The organism is Piezobacter thermophilus (assembly GCF_055386745.1).
Map to the genome: position 1 here is coordinate 954,294 of NZ_AP042380.1, position 13,899 is coordinate 968,192.

The 13,899-nt window shown below is 67.9% G+C and carries 9 protein-coding genes, 1 tRNA gene and 1 pseudogene; 7 read left to right on the forward strand and 4 right to left on the reverse strand.

Features of this window, described 5'->3' with window-relative positions:
- Positions 1-143: 143 nt before the first annotated feature.
- Positions 144-1,475 (forward strand): trigger factor, encoded by a 1,332-nt coding sequence (gene tig, locus ACZ5CM_RS04535; RefSeq protein WP_464642487.1) that lies wholly within the window; start codon positions 144-146, stop codon positions 1,473-1,475.
- Positions 1,476-1,641: 166 nt separating this feature from the next.
- Here tig and xseA read toward each other — a convergent pair whose 3' ends face one another.
- Positions 1,642-3,186, reverse strand: coding sequence for an exodeoxyribonuclease VII large subunit (xseA, locus tag ACZ5CM_RS04540; protein ID WP_464641535.1), 1,545 nt, complete (start codon positions 3,184-3,186; stop codon positions 1,642-1,644).
- A 78-nt stretch (positions 3,187-3,264) separates the two neighbouring features.
- Here xseA and purD point away from each other — a divergent pair, with 78 nt between their 5' ends.
- Positions 3,265-4,554, forward strand: coding sequence for a phosphoribosylamine--glycine ligase (gene purD / locus ACZ5CM_RS04545; RefSeq protein WP_464641536.1), 1,290 nt, complete (start codon positions 3,265-3,267; stop codon positions 4,552-4,554).
- A 96-nt stretch (positions 4,555-4,650) separates the two neighbouring features.
- Here purD and ACZ5CM_RS04550 read toward each other — a convergent pair whose 3' ends face one another.
- Complete coding sequence (locus ACZ5CM_RS04550; protein ID WP_464641537.1) at positions 4,651-5,679, reverse strand: NADP-dependent oxidoreductase; 1,029 nt, start codon at positions 5,677-5,679, stop codon at positions 4,651-4,653.
- A 169-nt stretch (positions 5,680-5,848) separates the two neighbouring features.
- Here ACZ5CM_RS04550 and ACZ5CM_RS04555 point away from each other — a divergent pair, with 169 nt between their 5' ends.
- The gene (locus ACZ5CM_RS04555; protein WP_464641538.1) at positions 5,849-6,634 is read left to right on the forward strand and encodes an inositol monophosphatase family protein; all 786 of its coding nucleotides are present in this window, start codon (positions 5,849-5,851) and stop codon (positions 6,632-6,634) included.
- Between the two features lie 216 nt (positions 6,635-6,850).
- Here the strand turns inward: ACZ5CM_RS04555 and ACZ5CM_RS04560 are convergent, their stop codons facing one another.
- Complete coding sequence (locus ACZ5CM_RS04560; RefSeq protein WP_464641539.1) at positions 6,851-7,630, reverse strand: rhomboid family intramembrane serine protease; 780 nt, start codon at positions 7,628-7,630, stop codon at positions 6,851-6,853.
- Between the two features lie 41 nt (positions 7,631-7,671).
- Complete coding sequence (gene putA / locus ACZ5CM_RS04565; RefSeq protein ID WP_464641540.1) at positions 7,672-11,085, reverse strand: bifunctional proline dehydrogenase/L-glutamate gamma-semialdehyde dehydrogenase PutA; 3,414 nt, start codon at positions 11,083-11,085, stop codon at positions 7,672-7,674.
- 112 nt (positions 11,086-11,197) lie between these two features.
- Here putA and ACZ5CM_RS04570 point away from each other — a divergent pair, with 112 nt between their 5' ends.
- The 4 genes and pseudogenes from ACZ5CM_RS04570 to ACZ5CM_RS04585 form a co-directional block, all read left to right on the forward strand.
- Positions 11,198-11,686 (forward strand): Lrp/AsnC family transcriptional regulator, encoded by a 489-nt coding sequence (locus ACZ5CM_RS04570; protein ID WP_464642489.1) that lies wholly within the window; start codon positions 11,198-11,200, stop codon positions 11,684-11,686.
- 132 nt (positions 11,687-11,818) lie between these two features.
- A tRNA-Leu gene (locus ACZ5CM_RS04575) sits at positions 11,819-11,903 on the forward strand.
- Between the two features lie 132 nt (positions 11,904-12,035).
- Positions 12,036-13,010: a tyrosine-type recombinase/integrase gene (locus ACZ5CM_RS04580; RefSeq protein WP_464641541.1), complete on the forward strand. Its 975-nt coding sequence runs from the start codon at positions 12,036-12,038 to the stop codon at positions 13,008-13,010.
- Positions 13,011-13,137: 127 nt separating this feature from the next.
- A pseudogene (locus tag ACZ5CM_RS04585) lies at positions 13,138-13,856 on the forward strand (transposase); the annotation flags it as partial.
- Positions 13,857-13,899: the final 43 nt, after the last annotated feature.

The following is a 13,899-nucleotide window of genomic DNA, read 5'->3' on the forward strand; positions in this document are numbered from 1 at the left end:
CGGGCCGAATCCGGGCGGTGGGGGGCTGTCGGGCGGCCCTGCCGTGCAATCCCCCTTGCGAAGCCGGGCGCGGGCAAATAGAAGGCCCCAAATTCGCATGGGCGCGCGATCCGCGGGCGCCCCCTGAACTCATGGGGAAACATATGCAGGTCACCGAGACGCTGAAAGAAGGTCTGAAGCGGGGCTACGCCATCACCGTCACCGCTGCGGAACTGGAGGCCAAGGTCGATGAGAAACTGGCCGAGGCACAGCCCGATATCGAGATGAAGGGCTTCCGCAAGGGCAAGGTGCCGCTGGCGCTGCTCAAGCGTCAGTTCGGCAAGCGCCTGCTGGGCGAGGCGATGCAGGAAAGCATCGACAGCGCCATGGCGAAGCATTTCGAGGAAACCGGCGACCGCCCGGCCATGCAGCCCGAGGTCAGGATGACCAACGAGGACTGGAAAGAGGGCGACGACGTCCATATCGAGATGTCCTACGAGGCCCTGCCCGAGATCCCCGAGCTGGACCTGAAGTCCATCAAGCTGGAAAGGCTGGTGGTCAAGGCCGATGACGAAGCCGTGGACGAGGCCCTGAAGTCGCTGGCCGAGACGGCGCAGGACTTCAAGCCGCGCCGCAAGGGCTCGAAGGCGAAAGAGGGCGATCAGGTGGTGATCGACTTCGTGGGCAAGGTGGATGGCGAGCCCTTCGAGGGCGGCGCGGCCGAGGACTACCCGCTGGTGCTGGGCTCGGGCAGCTTCATTCCCGGCTTCGAGGAGCAGCTGGTCGGCGTGAAGGTGGGCGAGGAAAAGGACGTGACCGTCACCTTCCCCGAGGACTACCAGGCCGAGCATCTGGCCGGCAAGGAGGCCGTCTTCACCTGCACCGTCAAGGAGGTGAAGGAACCCGTCGCCGCCGAGATCGACGACGAACTGGCCAGGAAGTTCGGCGCCGAGTCGCTGGATCAGCTCAAGGCCCAGATCGCCGAGCGGCTTGAGGCCGAATATGCGGACGCCTCGCGGGCGGTGATGAAGCGGGCGCTTCTGGACCGGCTGGACGAGATGGTCGATTTCGAGCTGCCCCCCAGCCTGGTCGAGGCCGAGGCCAAGCAGATCGCCCATCAGCTGTGGCACGAGGAAAACCCCGACGTTGAGGGCCATGACCACGACGAGATCGAGCCGACCGAAGAGCACGTCAAGCTGGCCGAGCGCCGGGTGCGTCTGGGGCTGCTGCTGGCCGAGCTGGGCCAGAAGGCCGAGGTCGAGGTCAGCGATTCCGAGATGACCCAGGCGATCATGAACCAGGCCCGCCAGTATCCGGGGCAGGAGCGCGCCTTCTTCGAATTCGTCCAGCAGAACCCGCAGATGCAGCAGCAGCTGCGCGCGCCGATCTTCGAGGACAAGGTGGTGGATTACGTGTTCGAACTGGCCTCCATCACCGAAAGGGAGGTGTCGAAGGAAGACCTCCAGAAGGCGGTCGAGGCGCTCGACAACGACTGAGCCGCTTCCGGCCCGGCGCCGGCAGGCGTGGATGGCGACAGGAAGACCCGCCCCTGACCCGGGCGGGTCTTTCCCTTTTCTGGCGGCCTTTCCCGGATGGTGCCGGGGGTTCCCGTTTCGGGCCGAAGCGGGATCCGGGGCGTGTGCCCGCCGGCGCCTTGCCGTTTCAGAAAAGCGTGCCCTGTTCGGGCTCGTCTGTCGGGGCGGTCCCGCCCGCGGATTCCGGCCGGGCGTTCAGGTGGCCGTCGCGGAACTCGATGTCGAGGACCCGCGCCCGTGCCGCCCCTGCTCTGGTGGTGATCACCTTGCCGTTTGCGCGCACCACCGCATAGCCGCGCGCCAGGGTGGCCTTGTAGCTCAGCGTCTCGCGCAGCCGGTCGGTGGCTTCCAGCTGCCGCCGCCATCGCTCCAGCCCGCCCCGCGCCGCCGTCGAAAGACGCTGCGCGATTCGCTCCAGATCCAGCCTGGCGCGGCGGATGTCCCGCTCGGGCCGCGCCGCGGCCAGCCGCAGGCCCAGCGATTGCAGCCTTTCGCGCCGGGTGGCGGTCATGCGCGCCAGCGCCGGGGACAGGCGCGCCGAAAGATCCTGCAGTCGCCGCCGTTCCTGCGCCGCCATCCGGCGCAGCGTGGCCGGGCGCAGGGTGCCGCTGATCTCGCTCAGTCGCAGGCGGCGGGCCTGGACCCCGCGGATGAGCGCGGCGGGCAGGGCCTCGGCCGCCCGGTCCAGCCTCTGCCGAGGCCCCTCCAGCAGCGAATCGGGGCGCGGCAAGGCGCGCGCAAGGTCGGCCAGGCGCTGGCGGCGCCGGGCGATGGCGTCGGTGGCGGCGCGTCGCAGCCGCGCGCCCATGTCGTCGCACCACGAGACCAGCTCCAGCCGCACGGGCACGGCCATTTCGGCCGCCGCCGTGGGGGTGGGCGCGCGCCTGTCGGCGGCGTAGTCGATCAGCGTGGTGTCGGTTTCGTGCCCCACCGCCGAGATCAGCGGGATCCGCGAGGCGGCGGCGGCGCGGGCGACGATCTCTTCGTTGAATCCCCACAGATCCTCGACCGATCCGCCGCCGCGGGCGACGATGATCAGGTCGGGCCGGGGCAGGGGGCCGCCGGGGGAAAGCCGGTTGAAGCCCTCGATGGCGCGGGCCACCTCGCCCGCGCAGTCCCTGCCCTGCACCGCCACCGGCCAGATCAGCACGCGGCGCGGGAAGCGGTCGCGCAGCCGGTGCAGGATGTCGCGGATCACCGCCCCCGAAGGCGAGGTGACCACCCCGATCACCCGCGGCAGGAAGGGCAGCTTCTTCTTGCGGGCGGGGTCGAACAGCCCTTCGGCGGCAAGCTGCTTCTTGCGTTTTTCAAGCAGCGCCATCAGCGCGCCCTGGCCGGCGATGACCACCTCGTCTACGTTGAGGTTGTATTTCGACTGTCCGCCGAAGGCGGTCATGCGGCCGGTGACGATGACCTCGAGCCCCTCTTCGGGCATCACCGACAGCCCGGCGATTTGCCCCTTCCACGTGGTGCAGGCCAGCACGTTGCGTTCGTCCTTGATGTCGAAATAGAGATGCCCCGAGCGCGCCCGGAACACCCGCCCCACCTCGCCGCGCACGCGGATGCGTCCGAAGGCGCCCTCGAGCGTGCGCTTCACCTCGCCCGAGATTTCCGAGACTGTGTATTCCGGCAGGTTCCGCCCCGGCAGCGGGTCGTCGATCAGGTCGGACATGTCTTCGCCTTGTTCTGCATTGGCGCTCAGCTTAGAACGCGCCGCAGGCAAGGCCAAGCGGAACGGAGGGCTTCCCCCATGAACATACTCATCCTCGGTGGCGGCGGGCGCGAACATGCGCTGGCCTGGGCGGTGATGCAAAATCCCAAATGCGACAAGCTGCTCGTCGCGCCGGGCAATGCCGGTATCGCCCGGATTGCCGAATGTGCCGCGCTTGACATCAATGACGCAGGCGCGGTGGCGGAATTCGCGCAGGCGCAGGCGATCGATTTCGTCATCATCGGCCCTGAGGCGCCGCTGGCGGCCGGCGTGGCCGACCGGCTGCGCGAGGCGGGGATCCTGGTGCTGGGACCTTCGGCGGCAGCGGCGCGGCTGGAGGCGTCGAAGAGCTTTACCAAGCAGATCTGCGACGCTGCCGGCGTGCCCACGGCGGCCTGGGCGCGGTTTTCGGATGCGCAGGCGGCAAAGGCGCATGTGCGGGCGCAGGGGGCGCCGATCGTGGTCAAGGCCGACGGTCTTGCCGCCGGCAAGGGCGTGATCGTGGCCGGGACGGTGGATGAGGCTCTGGCCGCCATCGACGACATGTTCTCCGGTGCCTTCGGCGAGGCCGGTGCCGAGGTGGTGATCGAGGAGTTCATGGAGGGCGAGGAGGCCTCGCTGTTCGTGCTCTGCGACGGGCGCGACATCGTTGCGGTGGGCACTGCCCAGGATCACAAGCGGGTGGGCGAAGGCGACACCGGCCCCAATACTGGCGGCATGGGGGCCTATTCTCCGGCGCCGGTTCTGAGCCCGCAGGTGGAGCGCCTGGCGATCGACCGGATCATCCGTCCGACCATCGACGAGATGGCCCGGCGCGGGTTTCCCTATACGGGGGTGCTTTATGCCGGGCTGATGATCCGCGACGGGCAGCCGCGGCTGGTGGAATACAATGTGCGTTTCGGCGACCCCGAGTGCCAGGTGCTGATGATGCGGCTGGGGGCGCAGGCCTTCGACCTGATGCATGCGGCCGCCGAGGGGCGGCTGGCCGGGGTTCGGGTGAACTGGGCCGACGATCACGCCATGACGGTGGTGCTGGCAGCAAAGGGCTATCCGGGGGCCTATGAGAAGAGCAGCGAGATCGGCGGGCTGGAGGGGTTGCCGGAGAGCAGTTTCGAGATGTGCTTTCATGCCGGCACCGCCGAGCGCGACGGGCGCATCGTGGCCGCGGGCGGGCGGGTTTTGAACGCCACCGCGCGCGGCGCCAGCCTGCGCGAGGCGCGCGAGCGCGCCTATGCCATGGTCGATGCGATTCACTGGCCGGAAGGGTTCAGCCGGCGCGATATCGGCTGGCGGGCATTGAAGGGGGATGACGGGGCGGGCGGGCCGTAAGCGTTCTGATCGGGCGGGGGGCTGTCTGCCCCCCGGTCCCGGCCCCCGCGGGCCGGGACTCCCCCCGAGAGTATTTCGGGCAAGAGGAAGGGGGGCTCAGATCAGCTTGACGATCTGCTTGCCGGTATTGCCGCCCTTGAGCATGGACAGGAAGGCGGCGGGGGCGTTTTCCAGGCCTTCGGCGATGTCTTCGAGGTAGCGGATTTCGCCGCTGGTCACCTTGGGGGCGATTTCGGTCAGGAACTCCGGGTAGCGGTCGAAATGGTTGAAGATGATGAAGCCGTTGACCGACAGGAACCTGACCAGGATGGTGCGCCAGATCATCGGGGCGGTGAGGCCTGCTCCCTCATGGGGGGCGGGGTCATACCAGCTGATCATCCCGCAGACGGGGATGCGGCCGAAACTGTTCATCAGCGGCAGGACGGCTTCGAGCACCGTGCCGCCCACGTTTTCGAAGTAGATGTCCACGCCGTCGGGGCATTGGGCGGCGATGGCCTTGCGAAGGTCGCGGGCGTTGTCGAAGGCGCGGTGGTCGATGCAGGCGTCGAAGCCGAAGGTTTCGGTGGCGATGCGACATTTTTCGGCGCCGCCGGCGATGCCGACCGTGTGCAGGCCGGCAAGGCGCGCCAGCTGCCCGACCATCGAGCCGACCGGGCCGGTGGCGGCCGCCACGACCAGGGTTTCGCCGGGCCGGGGTCGGCCGAATTCGTTGAGCCCGATCCAGCCGGTGAAGCCCGGCATGCCGAGCACGCCGAGCGCGGTGGTGATCGGAGCGATGGAGGGGTCGATCCGGCGCAGCTGGTCGCCCGGAAGGCAGCCATGGGTGGCCCAGCCGAACATCCCGAAGGCGAAGTCTCCGGGGCGGAAGTCGGGGTGGTTGGAGGCGATCACTTCGCCCACGCCGCCGGCCTCCATCGTGCCGCCGACGGGGACCGGCGCGGCGTAGGATTTCGCGTCGCTCATCCGGCCGCGCATGTAGGGGTCGAGCGACATGTAGTGGACGCGCACCAGCACCTCTCCCGCGCCGGGGGTGGGGATGGGCGCGGTTTCCAGGCGGAAGTTGTCGCGCGTTGCCTCAGCCTCGGGGCGGCTGGCCAGCACGATGCGTGTCATCTCTTCGGTCATTGGCGTGTCTCCCTGTCCCGGTCTCCCCGCAACGGTGGGCCCGGGGGGGGCCGTTGGCAAGGGGTGCGGGGGTGCAACGTTACGGCAGGAATGGCGGGGCCGGGCGGGTCTTGGCAAAGCCGGGGCGGGCGCGTATACGCGCGGTCTGATCGATATTGGAGCCCGTGGCATGGTCGGCAGTGCGAACCTCAACATCATGATCAAGGCGGCCCGCAAGGCCGGGCGGTCGCTGGTCAAGGATTTCCGCGAGGTGGAGAACCTTCAGGTCAGCATGAAGGGGGCGGGCGATTTCGTCTCGCGCGCCGATCTTGCGGCCGAGAAGATCCTGCGCGAGGAGCTTCTGGGCGCGCGTCCCAGCTATGGCTGGCTGGCAGAAGAAGGCGGCGCCATCGAGGGCGAGGATCCGACCCGGCGCTGGATCGTCGATCCACTGGACGGGACCACCAATTTCCTGCACGGACTGCCGCACTGGGCGGTGTCGATCGCGCTTGAGCACAAGGGGAAGATCGTGGCCGGCGTGATCTTCGATGCCGCCAAGGACGAGATGTTCCTCGCCGAGAAGGGGCAGGGGGCGTGGCTCAACGACACCCGGCTGCGGGTGTCGGGGCGCAAGCGGTTGATCGAGTCGATCTTCGCTACCGGCCTGCCCTATGGGGGGCGGGCCGATCTGCCCGAGACGCTGCAGGATCTGGCGCGCTTGATGCCGGTCTGCGCCGGGGTGCGGCGCTGGGGGGCGGCGGCGCTGGACATGGCCTATGTGGCGGCGGGCCGCTATGAGGGCTTCTGGGAGCGCGGCCTGAACGCCTGGGATCTGGCTGCCGGTATCGTCATCCTGCGCGAGGCGGGCGGGCTGGTGGAGCCGCTGAGGCCCGGCGGCAGCATTCTCGACGATGGCGAGGTGGTCTGCGCCAACGAACAGCTGTTCGAGAAGTTCGCCAGGATCATCCGCGGCTGATCGCGCAGCGCCACCGCCGCGGTTCCGCGTGGGCGCAGCCTACCCGCTCGGCGATGCAATGCAGGGCGCATTACCCGGAGCAGGCTGTTTCCTTCCTCTTGCCCCAAATACTCCGGGGGTGCGGGGGCTGGCCCCCGCAGATTGCCGCGCCGCAGGCGGATTTGCCATACCGGGGCGGCCATGCCGGCAGGACGTTTGAGGCATGCCCCGGCAAGCCTACCGGCGCCGCCGCCGGATTCGCGGGATTCGGGTATGTCTGCGCCGGATCCGCGGAACCTGTGAGGTCCGGAAACGGTATTCGCGTTCCGGGTGCGGCGGCAGGCCGTGCGTCTGGCCCCAGTAGCCGGCGCCGCCGCGGCGCAGCCATATGGGCAGCGTCAGCACGAACCCCACGACGAAGCCGCCGGTATGCGCCCAGTAGGCCACGCCGCCGCCATTCGGATCGGCCCCGGCCGAGCCGAAAAGCTGGAACAGGAACCAAAGGCCAAGCATCAGCCAGGCGGGTACCGTGAAGACGTAGAAGAATATGACCAGGATCACCAGCACGTCCACGCGCGCCCGCGGATAGAGCAGCAGGTATCCCCCCATCACCCCGGCGATGGCGCCCGAGGCGCCGACCGTGGGCACTGTCGAATACGGCGCGATCAGCATGTGGACCAGCCCGGCGCCGATGCCGCTGGCAAGATAGAACAGCAGGAAACCCAAGTGCCCCATCTCGTCTTCGAGGTTGTCGCCGAAGATCCACAGGAACAGCATGTTGCCCCCCAGGTGCAGGAACCCGGCATGGAGGAACATCGAGGTGACGAGCGTCACCGCTCCGTCCCCCTGGCTGACGCGGGCCGGGATCAGGGCCCAGTTGTAGAAGAAATGATCCAGCGCCCGCTGATCCGCGGACAGGGGCAGGTAGCTGAGAAAGACCAGCACGTTGACCGCGATCAGGCCATAGACGACATAGGGCGTGCGCCCCGACGGGTTGTGGTCGCGGATCGGGAACATGGGGGAACGCTGGGTCGAAACCGGGCGAAGGTCAAGGGGGCTCAGCCCGCCCCCGCCAGCAGTGCCGCATTTCCGCCCGAGGCGGTGGTATCGACGCAGACGTGGCGTTCGCCCATCACCCGGATCAGGTCGGGCCGGCCGGGGATCAGCGGCAGGATCGGACCGTCGCGACGGGACAGGGCGATTTCCAGTGCTCGCCCGGTATCTTCATCCCCCCACCACAGCACGCCGGAGAAGTCGTCGATTTCCCGCAGACGTGCCGGGTCGATCATGCCCGTGGCCCGGATCGCCTGCCCGCCCAGCGCCTCGACCGCCCGGGCCTGGGCGCGCACCGTATCGGGCCCCGGCCCGAGGCACAGCAGCGGCGCCCGCGGCACCAGGCCGAGGCGGTTCGATTCGCCGGTGGGGCCGGGCATCAGCCTGGCCGCGGGCGGCGCCGGCGCGCCGGTGGGGGCCGGAAGTTCGGTCATGGTCTCGGACCAGCCGCCGGCCACGCGCTGCCGGTCGGGGGCGCAGAAGCGGGGCAGGTAGTGCGGTCCGCCGGCCTTGGGTCCGGTGCCCGAGAGGCCTTCTCCGCCGAAGGGCTGGCTGCCGACCACGGCGCCGATCTGGTTGCGGTTGACATAGATGTTGCCGGCGTGAACCGCCTCGGTCACCTTCTGCACCCGGTCGTCGATGCGGGTATGCAGGCCGAAGGTCAGCCCGTAGCCGGTTCCGTTCACCGCCTCGATCACCCGCTCCAGATCCGCCGCGGCAAAGCGGGCCACATGCAGGATCGGGCCGAAGATCTCGCGCCTGAGCGCCTCGATGCCGGGAACCTCGATCAGGGTCGGGCCGATGAACAGCCCCGCCGCAGGGGGCGGCAGTTCCTTCAGCACCCGGCCCTCGGCGCGGGCCCTGTCCACATGCGCGTTGATGCCGGCGCGGGCCTCTTCGTCGATCACCGGGCCGCAATCGGTGGCCAAGTCCCACGGATCGCCCAGCCGTAGCGCATCCATGGCGCCCATGAGCATCTCGAGCACCTCGTCGGCTATGTCCTCCTGCAGGTAGAGGCAGCGCAGGGCCGAGCAGCGCTGGCCCGCCGACTGGAAGGCGCTTTCGACGATCGCCTGTACCGCCTGTTCGGGCAGGGCGGTGGAATCAACGATCATCGCGTTCAGCCCGCCGGTCTCGGCGATCAGCGGCGCGCCGGGGGCCAGGTTCTCGGCCATGGCGGCGCGGATCGCCTGCGCGGTTTCGGTCGATCCGGTAAAGGCCACCCCGTTCACCCGCGAATCGGAGGTCAGCGCCGCGCCCACGCGCCCGTCTCCCGGCAGCAGTTGCAGCGCCGCGCGCGGCACGCCCGCCTGATGCAGAAGCCGCACCGCCAGATGCGCGATCAGCGGGGTCTGCTCGGCCGGCTTGGCCAGCACCGCGTTGCCGGTGGCCAGCGCCGCCGCCACCTGGCCGGTGAAGATGGCCAGCGGGAAGTTCCACGGGCTGATGCAGGCGAAGAGGCCGGCGGGGTCGCCGTCGGGGATGTTGGCGGCGTAGTAGCGCAGGAAATCCACCGCCTCGCGCAGCTCGGCCACCGCGTCGGGCAGGCTCTTGCCGGCCTCGCGGGCGAGAAGGGCGAAGATTTCGCCGAAACTTTCTTCGTAGAGATCGGCGGCGCGGTTGAGGATTTGTGCGCGCGTTGCGGCATCCGCCTCCCAGGGCCGGGCCGAGGCCAGCGCGGTTTCCACATCCGCCGGGCTGGCGAAGGCCACGCTGCCGGGGCTGTCCTCGGGGCGGGCGGGGTTGGCCACGGGAAGGGCCGCCTCGGGCCGGGCCTTGCCGGCGAGGATCGGCGCGGCCTGCCAGCGGTGGTCGCGGAAGGGCCTGCGGGCGGCCTCGATCGCCTCCAGCGTCGGTGCGTGCGCGAGGTCGAAGCCGCGCGAATTGCGCCGCTCGGGCAGGAAAAGCCCGGCGCCTGTGGGGATTTTCCTCGACGGCTTGCGGATTTCCTCGAACGGATCGGCGGCGACGATCTCGGGCGGGACGGTTTCATCGACGATCCGGTTCACGAAGGAGCTGTTGGCGCCGTTTTCCAGAAGCCGCCGCACCAGATAGGCCAGAAGGTCGCGATGCGCCCCCACCGGCGCATAGATCCGGCAGCGCGCGCCGGTCCGTTCGCGGACCAGCTCGTGCAGGGTTTCGCCCATGCCGTGCAGGCGCTGGAACTCGAAGCGGACACCGGGGCTTTCGCCGGCCATGTGCAGCACCGCCGCGACCGTGTGCGCGTTGTGGGTGGCGAACTGGGGATAGATCCGGTCGCCCATCGCCAGCAGCTTGCAGGCATTGGCGATGAAGGAAATGTCGCTGGCGGCCTTGGCGGTGAAGACCGGAAAACCGTCAAGCCCCTTGACCTGTGCGCGCTTGATCTCGGTATCCCAGTAGGCGCCCTTGACCAGCCGCACCATGATCCGCCGGTCATGCCGTTCGGCCATGTCGTGCAGCGTGTCGATCACCACCCCCGCGCGCTGCCCGTAGGCCTGGACGACGACGCCCAGCCCGTCCCATCCGCGCAGCGCCGGATCGGCGATGACCGCCGCGATCACCTCCAGCGACAGCGCCAGCCGGTCGGCCTCTTCCGCATCGACGTTGAGCCCCATCCCCGCGTCCCGGGCCAGCAGCGCAAGCGCCCGCAGGCGCGGCACCAGCTCGTCCATCACCCGGTCGGCCTGAGCCACCTCGTAGCGCGGATGCAGCGCCGAGAGCTTGACCGAAATCCCCGGATTGTCGCGGATGTCGTCCCGGGTGCAGCGTTCGGCAATGGCGGCGATGGCCCGCGAATAGGCCAGGTGATAGCGGGCGGCGTCGGCCTCGGTGCGGGCGGCCTCGCCCAGCATGTCGTAGGAGTAGGTATAGCCGCGCGCCTCCATCCCGGCGGCGCGCTTCATCGCCGAGCGGATGGTTTCGCCCAGCACGAACTGGCGGCCCATCTCCTTCATGGCGCGCCCGACGGCGGTGCGGATCACCGGCTCTCCCAGTCGCCTGATGGCCCCGCGCAGGGCCTGGGCGGGGCCGGGCGCGTCGTCGTCCAGAACCTTGCCGGTCAGCATCAGCGCCCAGGTCGAGGCATTGACCAGCGGCGAGGACGACCTGCCGATATGCCGGCCCCAGTCGGAGGGCGCGATCTTGTCCTCGATCAGCGCGTCGATGGTGTCGGCGTCGGGCACCCGCAGAAGCGCCTCGGCCAGGCACATCAGCGCCACGCCCTCGTCGGTCGAGAGGCCGTATTCGGCCAGGAAGACCTCCATCAGCCCCGGCGCCGTGCTGGCGCGGATGTCGCGGACCAGCGTCGCCGCCTCGGCGCAGATGGCGGCCCGGTCCGCGGGCGACAGGGCGGCCTGATCGATCAGGCGGGCAAGGACGGCGCCCTCGTCGGCATAGGTTTCGGCATCGATGCGAAAGCGCAGGGATCGGTCGGGCATGGTCGAACCTGTCATGAAAGTCGTTTGCGCCAGTATAGCGCCGTATTTGCGGGACAATGGACCGAAATCATGGAATACAGGAAACGATGGACCGAAATCAAAGGGGAAAATGATGCAGAAGGACTTCCCGGATCTGGACCGCTTCGACCGTGCGATCCTGCAGGCACTGAGCGAGGATGGCCGCATGTCGATTGCCGATCTGGCGCGCCGGATCGGGCTGTCGAAATCGCCCACGCAGGCGCGGCTTCGGCGGCTTGAGCGCCGGGGCGTCATCACCGGCTATCGCGCGCTGGTGGATCCGATTCGGCTGGGCCTGGACCACGTGGCCTTTGTCGAGGTGCGGCTGGACAACACGTGCGAGGCGGCGCTGGCGGCCTTCAACGCAGCGGTGGCGCGGATCGGGGAAATCGAACAGGTGCACCTGATCGCCGGCAGTTTCGACTACCTGATGAAGGTGCGCACGCGCTCGATGTCCGAATACCGCATCGTTCTGGCCGAGAAGATCTCGACCCTGCCGCATGTGGCCTCGACCTCGACCTATGTGGCCATGCAGGCGGTGAAGGAGGGCGGGCCGCTGGGCACGCTCGAAGGCGCGACCTGACCCGGGGGAAGGGGCGATGGTCTTGGTACGGGACGTGCGATGGTGGCTGAATTTCCGGTTCGCAAAGATTGTGATTGCCGCGCCCAGCGGCTAGACCTGACCGCGCCCGGCGCGCAGACAGACGCGCCATCGGCGGGCGTGATGGAATGGTAGACATATCGGACTTAAAATCCGAAGGGCTATGCCCGTGTGGGTTCGAGTCCCACCGCCCGCACCAGAACCCCGATCTGAAATGTGCCTGTATGAGCGCAACTGCGTGAAAAACAACGGCCTTTCCGCCTGCTCCGCGCCCCCATGATTTGACTTTGCAAGCACTTTTGCGCATTCATTCACCCATAAATCACACACCGTGGGGGATTCTGTGGCCTCGATCACAAGGCACAAGCGAGGATACAGGGCGCAGGTTCAGCGTAAAGGGATTCGCAAGAGCAAGGTCTTCCCGACCAGGCAGGCGGCCAAGGATTGGGCCGCACGGGTCGAATACGAGATCCTGAACGGCGAACAGATCGCGGCTGAAATGACGCTGGGCGAGGTCATGGACCGCTATGCCCGAGAGGTCAGCCCGAAGAAGCGTGGCGAGCGGTGGGAGGTCATCCGGCTTGAGAAGCTGGGCCGCGATCCTCTGGCCCGCATCAGGCTGGGTGACCTGAAAGCGCGTCATCTGGCTGAGTGGCGCGACCGCAGATTGCAGGAAGTGGCGCCGGCCAGCGTGATCCGCGAAATGCAGCTGATGAGCAGTGTCCTGAACACCGCACGGAAGGAATGGGGATTGATCGCTGCCAACCCGCTATCGGATGTATCGAGGCCGCGCAAGCCGCCGCCGCGGGACAGGCTGCCGACCAATGTCGAGATCGAGCGGATGCGCCACAGCGCGGGTGAGGATCTGACCAAAGCCACGGCGCGCGCCTTCCACGCCTTCCTTTTCGCGCTGGAGACTGCCATGCGGGCGGGGGAGATTGCAGGGCTAACATGGGGCCGTGTGGATCTGGAGCGGCGGGTGGTGCGGCTGGTCCATACCAAGAACGGGCGGCCGCGCGATGTGCCGTTATCATCGGAGGCGGTGCGGCTGCTGCTGACTCTACCGCATGACGACCCGGTGTTTGGTCTCAAGCCGCGGCAGCTGGACGTGTTGTTCAGAAAGCTTAGGGATCGGGCTGGGGTGGTGGGCCTGACATTCCACGACAGCCGCCACGCCGCCATTACAAGGCTGGCGAAGAAGCTGGATGTTCTGGCGCTGGCGCGGATGGTGGGGCACTCGGATCTGCGCATGTTGCAGGTCTATTACAATGAGAGCGCGGAGGAACTGGCCAAGCGTTTGGATTAGAAATTCAGTCTCCGTCTATGGCTGATCCTATTGAATAAAGTATTGTCCCTGCGATACCGCCTGACCTGCCCCCCGCCAACGCCCGCATTTTGAAGTAGAGTCTGCCCGATCAGAAAGGAGCAGACGAATTCGAAAGAGCCGTTTTACGGAGGCGCAAATCATTGCGATGATCAAGGAACAGGAGGCCGGAATGCCGACGGTGGAGGTTTGTCGCCGGCATGGGCTGAGCCCGGCGACGTTCTACAAGTACAAGTCGAAATACGGCGGCATGGGGCTTTCGGACGTGAAGCGCCTGAAGATGCTTGAGGACGAGAATGCCAAGCTCAAGCGCCTGTTGGCCGATGCGATGCTGGACAACGCGGTCCTGAAGGATCTCCTGGGAAAGAACTGACGACGCCGAGCGCGCGGCGTGATGCAGCGCTGCGGGCGATGCGGGATCATGGCATCTCGCAGCGCCGGGCCTGCAGGCTGGTCGGTGTCGATCCCAAGACGGTCCGGCGCGAACGCCCGCCGGACCATCCGGAGATCCGCGAAGCGATGAAGCAGATTGCGGGCAAGCGCCGCCGTTTCGGTTACCGACGGATCGGCGTGTTGCTCGAACGCAAGGGAATGATCATGAACCACAAGAAACTCTATCGCCTGTATCGCGAAGAAGGGTTGTCGGTGAAACGGCGGCGCGGGCGCAAGCGCGCCAGAGGCTCGAGGACGCCAATGCCCGAGGCGATCAGGCCAAACCAGCGATGGAGCCTGGACTTTGTCTCCGACACGTTTGGTGCTTCGCGTCGGTTCCGCATCCTGGCGGTGATCGACGATTGCTGTCGCGAGAACCTCTGCCTGGTTGCCGACGGTCACGTCCGTCAAGGTGGTGTAATTTGGGTGGCCTCGTGTC

Bases quoted from the DNA above. Each gene is read 5' to 3' on its own strand.
- ACZ5CM_RS04555 (WP_464641538.1), top strand. From the start codon at position 5,849: ATGGTCGGCAGTGCGAACCTCAACATCATGATCAAGGCGGCCCGCAAG.
- ACZ5CM_RS04570 (WP_464642489.1), top strand. From the start codon at position 11,198: ATGCAGAAGGACTTCCCGGATCTGGACCGCTTCGACCGTGCGATCCTG.
- putA (WP_464641540.1), bottom strand. From the start codon at position 11,085: ATGCCCGACCGATCCCTGCGCTTTCGCATCGATGCCGAAACCTATGCC.
- ACZ5CM_RS04560 (WP_464641539.1), bottom strand. From the start codon at position 7,630: ATGTTCCCGATCCGCGACCACAACCCGTCGGGGCGCACGCCCTATGTC.
- ACZ5CM_RS04550 (WP_464641537.1), bottom strand. From the start codon at position 5,679: ATGACCGAAGAGATGACACGCATCGTGCTGGCCAGCCGCCCCGAGGCT.
- purD (WP_464641536.1), top strand. From the start codon at position 3,265: ATGAACATACTCATCCTCGGTGGCGGCGGGCGCGAACATGCGCTGGCC.
- xseA (WP_464641535.1), bottom strand. From the start codon at position 3,186: ATGTCCGACCTGATCGACGACCCGCTGCCGGGGCGGAACCTGCCGGAA.
- tig (WP_464642487.1), top strand. From the start codon at position 144: ATGCAGGTCACCGAGACGCTGAAAGAAGGTCTGAAGCGGGGCTACGCC.